The sequence below is a fragment of the Flavobacterium xizangense genome (genome assembly GCF_054075145.1).
This window is the reverse complement of the sequence record NZ_JBSIPG010000001.1, coordinates 573,519-590,338: the sequence shown is the minus strand read 5'-3', so window position 1 is coordinate 590,338 and position 16,820 is coordinate 573,519. Positions and strand designations below refer to the sequence as shown.

General features: G+C 31.9%; 12 protein-coding genes. 10 read left to right on the top strand and 2 right to left on the bottom strand.

The annotated features are described in order from the left end of the window. The first annotated feature begins 67 nt into the window (after positions 1-67). The 7 genes from ACWA1B_RS02425 (at position 68) to ACWA1B_RS02395 (ending at position 11,837) form a co-directional block, all read left to right on the top strand. Positions 68-3,403, top strand: a complete 3,336-nt coding sequence (locus tag ACWA1B_RS02425) for a coiled-coil domain-containing protein (RefSeq protein ID WP_456904311.1) — start codon at positions 68-70, stop codon at positions 3,401-3,403. After that, entirely contained in the window at positions 3,400-3,819 is a 420-nt protein-coding gene (gene ybeY, locus ACWA1B_RS02420; RefSeq protein WP_155104097.1) for an rRNA maturation RNase YbeY, read from the top strand. The genes ACWA1B_RS02425 and ybeY overlap by 4 nt, the downstream gene beginning before the upstream one ends. A 414-nt stretch (positions 3,820-4,233) precedes the next feature. Next, complete coding sequence (gene mnmG / locus ACWA1B_RS02415) at positions 4,234-6,105, top strand: tRNA uridine-5-carboxymethylaminomethyl(34) synthesis enzyme MnmG (protein WP_456904310.1); 1,872 nt, start codon at positions 4,234-4,236, stop codon at positions 6,103-6,105. Positions 6,106-6,399: 294 nt separating this feature from the next. Next, complete coding sequence (locus tag ACWA1B_RS02410; protein WP_456904309.1) at positions 6,400-7,248, top strand: class I SAM-dependent methyltransferase; 849 nt, start codon at positions 6,400-6,402, stop codon at positions 7,246-7,248. A 655-nt stretch (positions 7,249-7,903) separates the two neighbouring features. Further along, positions 7,904-8,485, top strand: coding sequence for an OmpH/Skp family outer membrane protein (locus tag ACWA1B_RS02405; protein WP_035646720.1), 582 nt, complete (start codon positions 7,904-7,906; stop codon positions 8,483-8,485). 103 nt (positions 8,486-8,588) lie between these two features. Continuing rightward, entirely contained in the window at positions 8,589-10,868 is a 2,280-nt protein-coding gene (locus ACWA1B_RS02400) for a helix-turn-helix domain-containing protein (protein WP_456904308.1), read from the top strand. A gap of 207 nt (positions 10,869-11,075) precedes the next feature. Continuing rightward, positions 11,076-11,837, top strand: coding sequence for a hypothetical protein (locus ACWA1B_RS02395; RefSeq protein WP_456904307.1), 762 nt, complete (start codon positions 11,076-11,078; stop codon positions 11,835-11,837). Positions 11,838-11,872: 35 nt separating this feature from the next. On the opposite strand, the gene ACWA1B_RS02390 is transcribed toward ACWA1B_RS02395, so the two are convergent. Further along, entirely contained in the window at positions 11,873-12,316 is a 444-nt protein-coding gene (locus ACWA1B_RS02390; RefSeq protein ID WP_456904306.1) for a hypothetical protein, read from the bottom strand. A gap of 125 nt (positions 12,317-12,441) precedes the next feature. Next, positions 12,442-13,407 carry an HU domain-containing protein gene (locus tag ACWA1B_RS02385; protein WP_456904305.1) on the bottom strand — a complete coding sequence of 322 codons (966 nt, stop codon included), beginning with the start codon at positions 13,405-13,407 and terminating at the stop codon, positions 12,442-12,444. Positions 13,408-13,844: 437 nt separating this feature from the next. On the opposite strand from ACWA1B_RS02385, the gene ACWA1B_RS02380 reads away from it, so the two are divergent. Genes ACWA1B_RS02380 through ACWA1B_RS02370 form a run of 3 tightly spaced genes read left to right on the top strand, consistent with a single transcriptional unit; the run spans position 13,845 to position 16,637 of the window. Continuing rightward, on the top strand, positions 13,845-14,243 hold the full coding sequence (locus tag ACWA1B_RS02380; RefSeq protein ID WP_456904304.1) for a hypothetical protein: 399 nt from the start codon (positions 13,845-13,847) through the stop codon (positions 14,241-14,243). 25 nt (positions 14,244-14,268) lie between these two features. Then, positions 14,269-16,029, top strand: a complete 1,761-nt coding sequence (locus tag ACWA1B_RS02375; protein WP_456904303.1) for a sensor histidine kinase — start codon at positions 14,269-14,271, stop codon at positions 16,027-16,029. Continuing rightward, positions 16,026-16,637 carry a response regulator transcription factor gene (locus tag ACWA1B_RS02370; RefSeq protein WP_456904302.1) on the top strand — a complete coding sequence of 204 codons (612 nt, stop codon included), beginning with the start codon at positions 16,026-16,028 and terminating at the stop codon, positions 16,635-16,637. The genes ACWA1B_RS02375 and ACWA1B_RS02370 overlap by 4 nt, the downstream gene beginning before the upstream one ends. The last annotated feature ends 183 nt before the right edge of the window (positions 16,638-16,820 follow it).

The window sequence follows — 16,820 nt, the reverse complement described above, 5'->3', positions numbered from 1 at the left end:
AGATTTTATTTTGAAAACATCATCTGCAATATATCAGAAGTTAGAGGGATTTATAAAGAAATATTATATGAATGAATTGATAAAAGGAGGGCTTCTTTTTATTGGTTTAGGACTTTTGTATTTCCTTTTTACCCTTTTTGTTGAATATTTTCTTTGGCTGAAACCATTAGGAAGAACACTTTTATTTTGGTTATTTATTGCAGTGGAAGTTTTTCTGTTGTTTCGTTTTATCTTATTTCCAATTTTCAAGTTGTTCAAACTTCAAAAAGGAATAGATTATAATCAGGCTTCGGCTATCATTGGAAATCATTTTACAGAAGTAAGTGATAAGCTAACGAACTTTTTGCAGCTTTCTTCAAACGAAAATTCGGCTGAAAGTTCAGAATTAATGTTGGCTTCAATCGAACAAAAAGCAAATTCATTGCAACCAATTCCGTTTGGAAATGCCATCAATTATAAATCAAATAAAAAGTATTTGCCATTAGCTTTGATTCCGGTTTTATTGTTTGCAGTCTTTTTTGTTTCTGGAAACAGCAATATTATTTCTCAAAGTTTTAATAGAGTAGTGCATTTTAATGCTTCGTTTTTACCACCGGCACCTTTCAAATTTGTGGTTTTAAATGACAATTTACAGACAGAACAAAACAAAGATTTTATTGTAAAAGTTGAAACTGAAGGGAAGGTTGTTCCAGAAAATGTGATGATACATATTGGTAACGAAAGCTATTTTATGGAATCTTCTCAAACGGGAAAGTTCGAATTCAAGATTGAAAAACCAACTTCAGATGTTCAGTTTTCTTTCGAAGGAAATTCAGTTTCATCAAACGAATATGAATTAAAAGTTATTACAGTTCCATCAATTGCCAACTTCGAAATGGTTTTGAATTTTCCATCTTACTTAAAAAAGAAATCAGAAACTATTCAGGGAACAGGAAATGCAATCGTGCCTGAAGGTACATCTGTAACATGGAAAATGTCTACAAAGTCAACTCAGGAAATTGTTTGGAAAGATGAGAACTCAGCATCTAAATTTAATAAAATAGAAGATGAATTTAAGTTATCAAAAAGCATTAATCAAAATACAGAATACCAAATTTTAACTTCAAATAATAAAGTTAAGAACTACGAAAAATTAGATTATCAACTGTCGGTTATCAAAGATCAGCATCCAACAATATCAGTTTCGCCTGCTCCGGATAGTTTGAAATTAGATAAGAATTATGTTCTTGGAAGGTTAGGAGATGATTACGGTTTATCAAAATTACAAGTTGTTTATTATGAAAAAAACAAAATACAAACTGTAAAGCGCGGAACGATTCCTGTTAAGCAAGCAGTATTCGATCAGTTTGTTTTTAACTTTCCGAGTAATCTTCCGGTAGAAGAAGGAGTATCGTATGAATATTATTTTGAGGTTTTTGATAACGATGCACCACACGGATTTAAGAGTACTAAGTCTTCTACATTTTCAGATCGAGTTGCTACAACAGATGAAATTCATGATGCAGAATTGCAACAGCAAAATGCGAATATTAATAGTTTGTCAAAGTCATTAAAGAATCAGGAAAAGCAATTTTCTGAAATAGATAAATTGAAAAATACCGGAAAAGAAAAAGACAATTTAGAATTTAAAGACCAGCAAAAAGTAAATGATTTTATCAAACGTCAGAAACAACAAGACGAATTGATGAAACAGTTTACTGAAAAAATGAATAAGAATTTAGATAAATATAGCGCTGAGAAAAAGGATAAAACTGCCGAAGATTTGCAAAAGCGTTTAGACAATGCAGAAAAGGATTTAGAAAAGAATCAGAAGTTATTAGATGAATTAAAGAATTTAAATGATAAATTAAACAGCGATGAGTTGTTTGATAAGATGGAAAAATTCAAACAAATCAGTAAAAACCAATCTCGTAATTTAGAACAATTAGTTGAATTAACGAAACGTTTTTATGTAGAAAAGAAAGCAGGTCAAGTTGCTGAAAAATTAAACAAACTGTCAGAACAACAAGAACAGTTATCAGATAAAGACAAAGAAAATACAAAAGAGAAGCAAGACGAAATCAATAAAACATTTGATAAAATTCAGGAAGATCTTAAAGATTTAAAAGAGGAAAACAACACTTTAAAATCTCCTTTGGATATTCCGAAAGATGCTTCAAAAGAAAAAGATGTTGAGAATGATTTGAATAAAGCTTCTGAAGAATTGAGTAAAAAGAATACTTCTTCGGCTAAGCCAAAACAAAAAAGTGCTTCTAAGAAAATGAAGAGCATGGCACAACAAATGGAATCTAATATGGAAGCCGGCGATCAGGAACAATTGCAAGAAGATGTTGCAATGCTTCGTCAGATTCTGGATAACCTTTTAGCTTTTTCATTATCTCAGGAAGATGTGATGAAACAATTTAAATCGATGAAATTAGGTTCTTCTGCGTATACGAAGAACATAAAAATTCAGCAGAATTTAAAACAACAGTTCCGTCATGTCGATGATAGTTTGTTTGCAATGTCTCTTAGAAATCCAAAAATTGCAGAAGATGTAACTAAAGAAATTGGAAACGTACAATATAATATGGATAAAGCGATTGAAGTTTTAACCGATGTTCAAATCCCAAAAGGAGTTTCACATCAGCAATACGCTGTTTCATCTGCAAACAAATTGGCTGACTTTTTAAGTGATCTTTTAAATAATATGCAAATGTCAATGGCGAATCCTGGAGCAGGAAAACCAAAACCAGGTGATGGACAAGGAATGCAATTACCAGATATTATTCAAAAACAAAAAGGTCTGGCTGATAAAATGAAGGAGGGAATGAAGCCCGGTGATAAGCAAGGAAGTGGCCAACAAGGAAAAAGTGGAGAAAGCAAGCCAAGTCAAGATGGTCAGCAAGGGAAAGATGGAAACGGAAAAGACGGAAAGAATGGACAGGGTAAAAATGGTCAAGGCGGGAAAGAAGGAGGAAAAGGAAAAGATGGAAATGAAGGCGAAGATGGAGAAGGTGATGCTGAAAAGATAATGGAGATTTATAAAGAACAAGTTAAACTGCGTGAAGCATTGCAAAATGAATTAGCTAAAAAAGGTTTAGACGCACAAGGAAGATCTGCAATCGAACAAATGAAAGCTTCAGAAAAACAAATTTTAAATAAAGGATTCAAGAATGAAAACCTGCAAAGAATTTTAAACATTCAGCAAGAATTGCTAAAATTAAACAATGCAGTTCAGCAACAAGGTCAAGATACGAAGCGTCAATCTGAAACAAATAAGACAGAATTTCTTAATCGTTCAAATGCTTTACCAAGCTCATTAATTGATTATTTAAATAGTGTAGAAATTTTAAATAGACAATCGCTACCTTTGCGCTCGAATTTTAATCAAAAGGTTCAAGAATATTTTAATACAAAATGATAAACTTTAATTACGAAACCGAATTTTCTTTAGATAACGAACAAGCTTTTACAGATTGGTTGAGCGCAGTTATTGTTTCTGAAAAGAAGAATGAGGGAGAAATAAATTATATTTTTTGTGATGATGAATACTTGCATAAAATAAATGTAGAGTATTTAAACCACGATACACTAACAGATATTATCAGTTTTGATTATACTGTTGGCAACGAATTGAACGGAGATATTTTTGTTTCTGTAGAAAGAGTAGAAGACAACGCAAAAGATTTTAATGTTTCTTTCGAAGAAGAATTGAAACGTGTACTTGCTCACGGTATATTACACTACTGTGGATACAAAGACAAAAGCGATGCAGATGCAGAGTTGATGCGTTCAAAAGAAGATGAGAAGATTGCGATGTTTCACGTGGAACAGTAATTAAACATCTAAATAAATATTTAAACGTGTTTCACGTGGAACATGTTTTTTTTGAGTAAAGATTTTATGTTCCACGTGAAACATTTTTTTAGTTTTTATTCCAAGATGTCGTTTCACTTGGAACGCAACGAAGGATTTAAATTTAGTAAGTTGTTTCACGTGGAACACATGAAGTTGAATCTTAAAAAGATAGAATAATTAAAATGTTTCACGTGAAACATTGTGTATTTGGTTTTAAGGTTTTGAAAATAAATCAGCAAGTGTTCCACGTGGAACTTTTAAGTTTGTTTTAAAACGTGAAACGTGAAACGTGAAATCTGGAACCAAAACAAAACCGTTCCACGTGGAACAAAAGATAAATAAAGTTAATTCTGAGAACCGCCTTAGACGGTTTCCAGAGAATAATAAAACAAAATGTTTTTAGAAGAATACGATGTTATTGTAGTTGGTGCTGGTCATGCAGGATCTGAAGCCGCGGCAGCGGCCGCAAATTTAGGATCCAAAACCTTATTGGTTACAATGAGTTTGCAGAACATAGCTCAGATGTCTTGCAATCCTGCGATGGGAGGAATTGCAAAAGGACAAATTGTTCGTGAGATCGATGCACTTGGAGGTTACTCCGGAATCGTTTCAGATCGAACTGCAATTCAGTTTAAGATGTTGAATAAATCGAAAGGGCCTGCAATGTGGTCGCCGAGAGTTCAAAGTGACAGAATGCGTTTTGCAGAAGAATGGAGGATGATGTTGGAGGGAACTCCAAATTTGGATTTTTACCAAGAAATGGTAAAAGGTCTGATTATCGAGAATGGAAAGATAAAGGGAATTAGAACTTCGCTTGGAATTGAAATTCGTTCCAAATCGGTTGTCTTGACAAACGGAACTTTTTTGAATGGATTGATTCATATCGGAGAAAAACAATTCGGTGGAGGAAGAGCAGGTGAAAGTGCCGCAACCGGAATTACTGAAGATTTAGTGAAAGCTGGATTTGAAGCAGGAAGAATGAAAACAGGAACGCCACCACGAGTTGATGGACGTTCTTTGGATTATTCGAAAATGAACGAAGAAAAAGGAGATGCAAAACCAGATAAGTTTTCTTATTCGGATTTGACGGTTCCGTTAACGCATCAAAGATCTTGTCATATGACATACACGTCATTGGATGTTCATGATATTTTGAGATCTGGTTTTGATCGTTCGCCAATGTTCAACGGAAGAATAAAAAGTATAGGTCCAAGATATTGTCCGTCGATCGAAGACAAGATTAATCGTTTTGCAGATAAAGAACGCCACCAACTTTTTGTCGAACCAGAAGGATGGAATACTTGTGAAGTTTACGTTAACGGATTTTCAACTTCGCTTCCAGAAGATATTCAATTTAAAGCTTTGCGTACAGTTGCCGGTTTTGAGAATGTAAAATTTTTTCGGCCAGGTTACGCAATCGAATATGATTATTTCCCGCCGACACAATTGAAACATACTTTGGAAACAAAGTTAGTTGAAGGTTTGTATTTTGCTGGACAAATTAATGGAACGACAGGATATGAAGAAGCAGCTTCGCAAGGTTTGATGGCTGGAATAAATGCGCATTTAAAAGTGCATGAAAAAGCACCGTTAATTTTGAAACGTGATGAAGCGTATATTGGAGTTTTAATCGACGACTTGATTACTAAAGGAACGGAAGAACCATATCGTATGTTTACATCAAGAGCAGAATATAGAACATTGTTGCGACAAGATAATGCCGATTTCAGATTGACGCCAATGTCATTCGAAATTGGTTTGGCATCAGAAGCAAGAATGCGAAGAATGGAACACAAATTGAATGAGTCTGAAAAGATGGTTTCCTTTTTTAGAGAAACTAGTGTAACGGTTGCTGAGACAAATCCAATTTTGGAAGCGAAGGAATCGGCACCAATTTCTCAAGGAGATAAAATGTTTAAAGTTTTTTCTCGTCCGCAAATCGAATTGGAGGATATGTTGAAATTTGAAAAAGTGGATAGATATATAAAAGAAAATGATTTAGATCAAGAAATTGTTGAACAAGCAGTAATCCAAGTTAAATATTCTGGTTACATTGAAAAGGAAAGAAATAATGCTGATAAACTAAATCGTTTAGAAGAAGTAAAAATTCCGGAGAATTTCGATTACAACAAAATCAAATCCATGTCGATTGAGGCGAAACAAAAATTGAGCAAAATTCGTCCTGTGACAATTTCTCAAGCTTCAAGAATCAGTGGAGTTTCACCAAGTGATATTTCCGTGCTTTTGATTTATATGGGAAGATAGAAAGTTTTCAGTCGCAGTTTTCAGTTTTCAGAAACTGCTAACTGAAAACTGCGACTGAAAACTGTGACTGAAAACTGTGACTGCTAACTGAAAATTGTTCCACGTGAAACTTTTTAAAAAGTATAACGTTGAATTGTTTTCAAATAAAATAAAAATAGTAATAATCGTAAAAATGAATAATAATGAATTTTTACGATTTTTAAATAAAAAACAAAATTTATGTTTAGATGAACTTTGGTTCAACTTAACATAAATCCAAACCCGAATTCTATTAAAAAAAACTATTAACTTAAAATGGACGTTTTAAATAAAAAACATTTTCTCACAGTAAAAGACCATTCTGTTTCAAAAGAAATTTTCGAATTGTATCATGATGAAAATTTGGATATGCTGATTACATTTCCGCAACCAGATTTAGAAAATTTAGGAAGATATTACGAAAGCGAAGATTATATTTCACATACAGATAACAAACGTTCTGTTTTTGAAAAAGCATATCATTTTGTAAAAAGCATCGCTTTAAAAAATAAACTAAATTTGATTAATTCAGAACAATCTCAAAAAGGAAAAATTTTAGACATTGGAGCCGGAACAGGAGATTTTTTATTGACAGCAAAAAATGACGGTTGGAATGTAATTGGAGTTGAACCGAGCGATCGTGCAAAAAATATTGCGAAGCAAAAAGGAATTTCGTTTGTTGAAGAAATGAGCGAATTAGAAAATAATTCTTTTGATGTAATTACCATGTGGCACGTTTTGGAACACGTTCCAAATTTAGAACTTCAAATTCAGGAATTGAAACGTTTATTAAAACCAACTGGAACATTAATTGTTGCGGTTCCAAATTTCAAATCATTCGACGCAAAACATTACGGAGAATTTTGGGCAGCTTTTGATGTACCAATTCACTTTTGGCATTTTTCTAAAAAAGCGATCAAAATGCTTTTTGAAAAAGTCGACATGAAATTAGAAAAAGTACTTCCAATGAAATTTGATTCATTTTATGTGAGTCTTCTTTCTGAAAAATACAAAACCGGAAAAATGAATTTTATAAAAGCATTTTTTGTCGGTTTGCGATCAAATTTAAAAGCATCTTCAACAAAAGAGTATTCATCGCACATTTACATCCTAAAAAACAGCTAAAACGACAAATAAGCGCGTTTAAGACATTTTCTTGATATAGACGAGGGTTTGTGTCGTCTTTTTTGAGAAAACAGCTCTAATAAAAGCTATGAAAGTCACTTTTAATAGTGATATTTTATAGCTTTTTTTTTGTCCATAAAGAAAACTAATACCTTAAAATCACTCCAGTTTTTGGAATTTTTTCTTGTTTTTTTCGATTTCAAATTTTGGATTTAATCAGGCAAAAATTTCGAATATTTTTTTGCTTTCGGATTTTAAAAAAAAATGAAAATCAAAAAAAGTTTCAAAAAAAATTCGTTGCAATTTTTTTAAAAAACAAAATTTTAAAATAAACATTTTTTCATCAATTTTTAGAAACAGAGAATTAGAAAAAGTTTAGAGATCGATTATACGCTTAAAAAAGAAGCAAAACTTAAAATAAGCGTATTTAAGGCGTTTTTATAGGTAAATTGATGCTTGCACTGTCTTTTTTGAGAGTGTATCTTAAATAAAAGTTATGGAAGTCACTTTTAATAATGATATTTTATGAAACCCTTTTATGCCATAAAGAAAACTAATATCATAAATTTTTAGCATTTTTTAAACTTTATGTTGGTGCTATTTATTTTTTTATATTTTTGTCTTTCATACCAATAAAAAAAATAGAAATTTAGAAATGAAAAAAGCATTAGTAATTATCGGACTTTCAATTTTGGCTGTTTCTTGTAATAAAACAGCGGAAGTTAAGGAAGTAAAAACAGCTTACGTAGATACTTCAGTTTTAATGAAAGAATACACTGAAGCAAAAGACCTGGAAGCTAAATACAAAGCTCAGGCAGAAGAAAAAGGGAGACAACTACAGGCTGAAATTACTCGTTTTAAACAAGACGCTGCTAATTTTCAAAGTCAGGCGCAGGCAAATGGCCAGCAATGGGCACAACAAAGAGGAGCTGAATTGCAAAAAAGAGAGCAACAATTGGGTTATGCTCAACAAGCTTTATCACAGCAATTACAGCAAGAAAGCGGTGTAGAAATGGATTCTTTAATCAGCGGTGTTAAAAAATTCATCAAAGATTACGGTAAAAAGAACGGTTACGCATACATTTATGGTACAGGTGATGCTGCATCAATTTTATATGCAGAAGATAAATTTGATATTACAAAAGATATCATTAAAGAATTGAATGAGAAGTACAAAGCGACTCCAAAAACAGATGGAAAAGCTGCTGCAAAAGATGGTGAAGAGGCAAAAAAATAAACTACCAAACTAACTAAATTTTATGAAAAACCTAAATCAGTAATTGATTTAGGTTTTTTTCTTTTATAAAAATGCGATATTTTTGACGTTTAATACCCGCTTAATGCAAAATGTTTCAGAAGCCGCAGCTTACACCTTACAATTCATAAATCAAACGCAAAAATCAATATTTCTTACTGGTAAAGCTGGTACAGGAAAAACTACTTTATTGCGTGAAATCATTGCCACAACTCATAAAAATACTGTAGTTGTAGCACCAACAGGTATCGCAGCTTTAAATGCAGGTGGCGTTACGATTCATTCGATGTTTCAACTGCCTTTTTCTGCTTTTATTCCGACTTATGAGGAGAGTTCTCAGTTTACAGAAACAGTGAAATTTGAGAATAAAGAATCGTTGCGAAGACATTTCAAAATGAACAATGTCAAGCGTAATGTGATCCGAAATATGGAGTTGCTGATTATTGATGAAGTCAGTATGCTTCGCGCTGATTTGCTAGATGCTATCGATTTTATGATGCAGACAGTTCGAAAAAATACGCGCGCTTTTGGCGGTGTTCAAGTGCTTTTTATTGGAGATTTATTACAACTTCCGCCCGTAATTCGGGATGAAGAATGGCGTACATTGCGTAATTATTATAAGGGAAAATTCTTTTTTCATTCGCATGTAATTCAGCAGAATCCGCCGATATATATTGAATTATCTAAGATTTACCGTCAGAGTGACGATGTTTTTATTTCGGTTTTGAATAATCTTAGAAACAATCAAATTACAAAAGAAGATATTGAGGTTTTAAATCAATATGTCAAACCCGATTTCGATTTAAAAATGAATCCGGGTTATATAACTTTAACCACACATAATGCAAAAGCTGATGCAATCAATGAACAGGCAATCAATGATTTGCCTGGAAATGAATTTTCGTATCAGCCATTTGTAGTTCACGATTTTCCAGAAAAAATTTTCCCTGTTGAAGAAAATTTGAAGTTGAAGGTAGGCGCTCAGGTTATGTTCGTAAAGAATGATTTATCTTTTGAAAAGCGATATTTCAACGGAAAAATGGGCGTAATAAAATCGCTTTCTCCAGAAGAAATTTTTGTTCATTTTCCAGAAGAAAACAAAACAATTGAAGTCGAAAAATACGAGTGGAAAAACATTCGTTACAAAGTAAATGAACTCACCAAAGAGATCGAAGAAGAGGTTTTAGGAACGTTTGCGCATTATCCGTTAAAATTAGCTTGGGCAATTACGGTTCACAAAAGTCAGGGATTAACTTTTGAGAAGGCTGCGCTTGATGTATCGCAAGTTTTCCTGCCTGGACAGGCATATGTTGCACTTTCGCGTTTAACTTCCTTAAACGGGCTTATTCTGCTTTCGCCGATGCAGATGAATGGTCTTTCGAACGATCAGGATGTTATGGATTATGCTTTAAACAAAGCGACTGAAGATGATTTGAAAAATTCACTGCATTTTGAAACCAAAAATTTTATTCATAACTATTTGATTAACAGTTTTAACTGGACAGATTTGGCGCAAGAATGGCGTAATCATCGTTTCAGTTATAATGAAAATTCGACAGGATCAGAAAAATCGAAGCATTCGGTATGGGCGCATAAGCGTTTGGATTCGATCGAAGCGCTTATCGATCCTTCGCAGAAATTCATTAATCAACTTAATAAAATTTTCAGTAGCGAAACTGTTGATTTAGTTTTTGTGAAAGAAAGAGTAGAAGCGGCATACAATTACTTTTTTAAACCGATGGATAAATTGGTTACGGATCTTTTGAGTAAAATGGCCGAAATTCAGAAATTTAAAAAAGTAAAGGAATTTTATGAAGAATTGTCTGTTTTGGACGATTTACAAACTAAAGCGGTTTTGCGTTTAATGAAAGCAAAATTGCTTCTTGAAATTGTGGTTTCCCGTGAAACAATCAGCAAAGAAAGTTTGACTTCTCCGGTGATTAAGAATTATAAAACGGATAAAATTTCGAAAATCAGAGAAGATTTTAAAATAGCAAATACAGACATGTTTCAGGTTGATGAGCCCGTTACACGTTATTCTTATAAAAAAGCAGATAAATCAACTGAAAAAGTTGTAAAAAAGACAACCGTTGAAGAAACGTACGAGCTCTGGATTGAGAAAAAATCTGTAGAAGATATTGCACGCATCAGAAAATTGACAGTACAAACGGTCGAAACCCATTTGATAAAACTGATTCAGGCGAAAAAAGTTGATATTGTTGATGTTCTTCCAGATGATAAAATTTTGGCGCTTAGGGATGCTTTTGAGTTTTATCAGGAAGAATCTTTAGCGCCGCTAAAAGAAAAATATGGTGATGAATTTACTTGGGATGAACTTAAAATGTTCAAAGCCAGTATAAACTGATTTCAATAGAGAAATTTTGAATTTCCACAAAAAACATTATGTAAAATAGAATTTAAAATAAAAGCAATTCTTAAGATTTACACCTAGAGAAGTGTTCCACGATAAACAAATTAGCAATGGTTTTAAACCTCAATAAGAACTAAATTTAATTTGATTATATTTGATTGTTTTTGTGATAGTTAGTTTTTAATTAAATTTTTTTTTAAGATGAAAAGAAGCTATTTATTTGTAATTCTATCGATTCTAATCTGTAATTATGCATCTGCCCAAAAAGCAAGTTCAGAGTACCAGATATTTGCACAGCGTTTTATTGAAAACATAAAAGACAACAAAAAAGAAGCATTGGCGGATCAAGTTGTTTACCCATTGAACAGGGAATATCCAATACCGGATATAATCGATAAAACAGATTTTATAAAGCGATATGATGAAGTTTTTGATGCTAATTTTAAAAATGAAATCATAAAATCGAATCCTGAAAAAAATTGGTACGATATGGGTTTGCGCGGCATAATGCTTGATAAGGGAAGTATTTGGCTCGATGTAGACGGACGTCTGGCAGCAGTTAATTATTTGTCGAAATTTGAAATTGATCTCAGAAAAAAACTTATTGCCGAGCAGAAAAGTGATTTAGATACAAGTATTGCTTATTTCCAGACTCCAATATGCATTTTAGAAACGGCTAAATTTATCATCAGAATTGATGATCTGGGTAAAAATAACTATCGTTTTGCATCATGGGCAATTGGAAAAAAGATGAGCGAAAAGCCTGATATGATTCTTTATAAGGGTAAACTTATTGTCGAAGGTATTGGTGGCAATCATCAATATGAATTTGCAAATGACAAGTATACTTACGAATGTGCAATTATAATTTTGGGCGAAAAAAATTCGCCTCCGGCCCGATTTACGATATATCAAGGCAGCAAAAAAATACTTCTTCAAGATGCTAAAATTGTTTCACGATAAACAAAAAGCCTATTCAAAGTGAATAGGCTTTTTGTTTATAATGCCAGTATGGCTTTTTCGAGCTCTTTTTGCTGTGTTATTTGCGTTAATTTTAGTTTTTGAATAGTAACCTCGTTTTCTTTTGTTTTGATGCGCATTTTCTGCGTTTCTTCTTCAGAGATGTTGTTGGTGGTAATTTTACTTTCTAATTTTCGATTTGCTTCTTGAAGTTTTTCGATTTTTACTGTTGTTGATTTCAAATTATCTTCAGATTTAACCAGATTTTTCTTTTTTAACTCAACCTCTTTTAATTTGCTTTTTAATTCTGTAATTTTTTCATCTAGTGCTTTGTGATTTTGAGAGCAAGTATTTCTAAAATCGTTTTCAAATTTTCGTTGCTCTACTTCCTGTGTTTTTTCATACATATTCGTCTCTTGTGCAAAGAAATAAGAGCTGTTCATCAGAAGAATTGTAAATGCTATGAGTTTAAATTTTTTCATCTTTTTCTAAATTTAGTGACAAGCTAAATTATGAGATGAAAAAAAGACGGACTATCGGCTGAGAGTTTTAAAACAACAGAATAAGCCAAAAAAAATCCGATTCAATTGAATCGGATTTTTAAGTTTTATAAGTTTTCGACTAATATCCAGGCATCTGGATTTTCGCCTTTTTGAATTTCTTTTTGTGCTTTGGTAGCTTCGGCCATAGTGGCGTAACTTCCATATAAAACAGGGAATAGGCCATGTTTGTTTTCGCCGAGCATACGCGCCTGATAACCATCTTTTATTAATTGATCATAAGCTTTTTTAGCATTTGCTTCACTTCTGAATGCTCCTGCCATAATGTGATAAGGCATTAATTTAGTTTCTGGAGATTCAACCTTTGCTGAGTCAACAGAAAGTGTCACTGCTGGCAATGGATTCTGAATGAAGAATGTAGCCTCCTGAATTTTGTTTTCAACTTTTTTCTGAACAGCGCTTTCAACCACTAAAGTCTTTGAGTCAATTTGATTTTGGTATAAGGGATATCCAATGCTTCCTGTAATTCCTAGTCCCAATACAAAAATAGCAGCATATTTCAAGAAAGGATTTGAAGATCTAGTTTCTTCATCCTCATAAAGAGCTATGGTTTCTTTTTGTGAAACTTCGTCTATTTTTCTTTCTAAAACTTCTTTTTTAATTAGAGGAGAAACAAAAGGGCTTAATCCAAAAGAACTTGCTAAATAGTTGGTTTGGTCATTTGGAGTGAAAATAATGTTTTTCTCAGAATTCAAACGAATTTCACCAATGTTTTTTAAGCTAATTGTGCCATCTTCTTCAAGCGTTTTTTTCCAGTTCAAAACTTCAAATGCTATTGCGCTTACGGCAAAACCATAAGATGTTTTTTCAGCATTTGCAATATGATTTGCAAGCAAACCGTCATTGTTTTTCAAATGACTGTTAAAAGAGATCAATTTCTTAGGAGGATAAAACGAATTCGTGTTTTCATTCAGCTGTGCTGATTGAATTTCGGTTAAAAAAGCACCAAATCCTGGAACCGTTACACACTGATAACGATACAATAACTGTCCTATGTAAGTTTCGATTTTCATAGTAACAAAGTTATGGAACGAATATAGTTATCAAAATTTTATTCACAATTTTTATTAACAATTTTGATTTTTTTTTAGACATTTGATTTTCAGATTTTTAATTAAAATCTTATTAAAATTTGTATTTTCGTTGATGCTTAATTTTTGATTTTTATTAAGAAATTACGCTTTTTTTAGCCTAGAATTCTTTTAATTTTTGTTTCTATTTTACATAATATTTTTTGGACAATACCAAATTGTAAACATGTTTTATTTATTAGCTTTAAAGAAGGTAGATGAAGTTAGGAATCTAAAAGATGCAAAAATTAACCAATTGATTATCTTAAAATTAAAGCGATTTTAGGTTTTGGATCATTTTATAAATACCTATTTATAGGTATTTTTTTTCTTTTATAATTACTATAGATTTGATTATTATAAACTTAAAAACATAAACCATGAAAGATTACGATGTACGAGGTACTATATTTGAAGGTAAGAAAGCAGTTATAGCTGTAGCAATCCCTAAACCTCAAAAAGACAATGTTTATTTTATACATAAAACTTACAATATTTCAAGTCCGCATGAAAACAGAATTGTAATTCATTTTAAAGATTCATTTGGGGTAAAATTAGTAGCAAATGGAAATTTTGAAGCGTTTGTTATTGATTTAAATTCTAATGATTTTTTATCGTTGGATTTTTCTAAAAAAATTAAAGTTGCTTTTCATCATGAAAATGATGAATTGAGAAAAACGCCTGAAAAAATATTTGAAGATGTATTTAAAGACCCTATAGTTACTCCAGATTCAACAGGAAGGGGTACAATCCGTGAAGGTGAAGAAGATAGTGAATAATCGATTATACATAACTTTTTGCTTTATGCTCACTTTACTTTGTACAGTGAACATTTGTATGGGGCAAAATAAAGTTTTGAGTTCCATCGAAAAATCTATTGAAAAAGGGAATTCAAAAGAAGCATTAAAGGAACTTTTGGTGATAAATACCGCAGCTTTTTTACCAGAAGATTTAGGATATTATTATTTTTTGACAGCGAAAAGTTATAGTAAACAAAACAACGATGTAAAAGCCATTGAAAATTATCTAATGGCGAAAAAACAATATTTGAACGCAAATAGTGTCGAGAAAGCTATGGAAATAAATCTCAACATTGCCTCATTGCTAGTTAGTTACAAAGATAATACTCAAAAACATCAATTCTATCTCAAAGAATATATGGATTATGCTTTTTCGACCAAAGATGATTCTAAAATTCTAAAAGGCTATGTTCAATTAGCCTCTTTAAAAATAAACAGCAAAGAAGCCCAGGAGAGCCTGTCTTACTTTAGAAAAGCAATAAGTTTAAACAAAAAAGTAAAGGACAAAAAGCTTGAGAGTAAAATATATAATAATCTGGCTGTGCTTTTTAGTGATGTTTTATACAAACCAGATTCCAGTTTGTATTATCTGCGCAAAGATAATTTGCTTTTGCATCAGGAAAAAAGACCAAATCCCAACTACATTTGTTATAACTTGATGAATCAGGCATCAAATTATTCTCAGCTTCGTCAGTACCAAAAAGCAATTGATTTATTACATCAGGCAGATAAAATAAAGCTGATTGAATATGTTAAAGTTAACAAGGAAAACATTAATAAATTTCTTTATTTGAATTACAAAGACGCCAATGATCTTAATAAAGCATTATATCACTTAGAAATCTCAAATAAATATCATGATTCTTTAAATACAGAGCAGCAAAATATTGCCATTAATAATTTTGATACCAAATACAAAACCAAGGAAAAAGAACTTGAAAATCTTCAGTTAAAAACAGACATTAGAGTAAACAATGTAATTTTATATCTGATAGCGAGTATTTTAATTATTGTTTTGTTAATTAGTATTTTAGGATATAAAAACATCACTAAAAAGAAAAAAATTGCAGAACAAGAGAAACTAATTGAAATACAAAAAACCGAAAAAATACTCAGAGACCAAGAGCTTAATGATATTGATTTAATGCTCGAAAGTCAGGAAAAAGAACGTCAAAATATAGCCAACGAATTGCATGATGATTTGGGCAGTATCCTGACTACATTAAAGTTAAATTTCCAAAATCTGAAGCGTCAAAGTGAAGTTGAAAACCTACAGGAAAATAAACTTTATGACAAAACCGATGTGTTATTAGAAGAGGCTTATCAAAAGGTTCGAAATATTGCACATCTCAAAAATCTGGGAGTTATAGGCAGTGAAGGATTATTGGTTGCAGTTAATAAAATGGCTGAGAAAATGAGTGTCTTAGAACACTTAACTATTAATGTTATTCCGTTTGAACTTACAGAAAGATTAGAAAATACGATAGAAGTTGCCTTATTTCGAATGATTCAGGAACTGTGTACAAACATTATAAAACATTCTGAAGCAACAGAAGTAAATATTTATCTAACACAAGGATCAGCAAAGGAAATTAATGTCATTATTGAAGATAATGGCAAAGGTTTCAATCCGAAAACGATTGTCGGGAAATCCGGTATAGGCCTTAAAAACATGGAGAAAAAAGTAGAACAGATGGGCGGAACATTTACAATCGATTCAATTTTAACTAAAGGAACTTCCATCATTATAGATTTGCCATTATGATCACAATAATTATTTCCGAAGACCATCAGTCGCTTATAGACGGTATTAAACTTTCTTTAGAATTTGAAGAGGATATTACCGTTGTTGGTGAAGCCAATGATGGAGATGAATTAATACAATTGGTTCGAAATAAAAGACCTCAGATTGTAATTACAGATATCCGAATGCCAAAATGTGACGGAATTAGTGCTACTAGAATAATTAAGCGTGAATTTCCTGAGATCAAAATTATTGCTTTTAGCATGTTTGATCAGTCCGAAGCTGTTCAGCAAATGAAAGAAGCAGGAGCCTCAGGATATATTATGAAAAATTCCCCACTTAAAAAATTAATCCAAGCGATTAGAGCCGTTGTAAGCAACGAAACTTTTTTTGACGACGCAATTATTGTAAAAGATGAATTAACGAAAGAAAACATTCTTTTAAGCGCTAGAGAGAAGGCGATTTTAAGACTTATTGGAGAAGGAAAAACATCCAACGAAATCGCTGAAGAACTTTTTATAAGTAAAAGCACCGTAGATACCCACCGTAAAAATATCCTCAAAAAAATGAATATCTATGGCAAAACCGATTTAATTCGTTTTGCTGTAGAACGGAAATACGATTTTTAATTTCCTCATAGCAGACTTAATGCCTGATATAAATTAATTGAAATAAATTTTAATCAAAAAATCCCTATTTGTAGGGATTTTTTTTTGTCTTATAATTTAGAATTTTGGTTTAATAATCAACCAGTTAAAGTTATAGAAAATAAAAGTGGAGGCTAGAAACCACTCAAATAAACGGGGCGATAC

Excerpts from the sequence above, each read along its gene's own strand:
- ACWA1B_RS02400 (WP_456904308.1), top strand. The coding sequence starts at position 8,589 with ATGCAAAATGTTTCAGAAGCCGCAGCTTACACCTTACAATTCATAAAT.
- ACWA1B_RS02405 (WP_035646720.1), top strand. The coding sequence starts at position 7,904 with ATGAAAAAAGCATTAGTAATTATCGGACTTTCAATTTTGGCTGTTTCT.
- ACWA1B_RS02425 (WP_456904311.1), top strand. The coding sequence starts at position 68 with ATGAATGAATTGATAAAAGGAGGGCTTCTTTTTATTGGTTTAGGACTT.
- ybeY (WP_155104097.1), top strand. The coding sequence starts at position 3,400 with ATGATAAACTTTAATTACGAAACCGAATTTTCTTTAGATAACGAACAA.
- ACWA1B_RS02410 (WP_456904309.1), top strand. The coding sequence starts at position 6,400 with ATGGACGTTTTAAATAAAAAACATTTTCTCACAGTAAAAGACCATTCT.
- ACWA1B_RS02380 (WP_456904304.1), top strand. The coding sequence starts at position 13,845 with ATGAAAGATTACGATGTACGAGGTACTATATTTGAAGGTAAGAAAGCA.
- ACWA1B_RS02395 (WP_456904307.1), top strand. The coding sequence starts at position 11,076 with ATGAAAAGAAGCTATTTATTTGTAATTCTATCGATTCTAATCTGTAAT.
- ACWA1B_RS02390 (WP_456904306.1), bottom strand. The coding sequence starts at position 12,316 with ATGAAAAAATTTAAACTCATAGCATTTACAATTCTTCTGATGAACAGC.
- ACWA1B_RS02370 (WP_456904302.1), top strand. The coding sequence starts at position 16,026 with ATGATCACAATAATTATTTCCGAAGACCATCAGTCGCTTATAGACGGT.
- ACWA1B_RS02375 (WP_456904303.1), top strand. The coding sequence starts at position 14,269 with ATGCTCACTTTACTTTGTACAGTGAACATTTGTATGGGGCAAAATAAA.
- mnmG (WP_456904310.1), top strand. The coding sequence starts at position 4,234 with ATGTTTTTAGAAGAATACGATGTTATTGTAGTTGGTGCTGGTCATGCA.
- ACWA1B_RS02385 (WP_456904305.1), bottom strand. The coding sequence starts at position 13,407 with ATGAAAATCGAAACTTACATAGGACAGTTATTGTATCGTTATCAGTGT.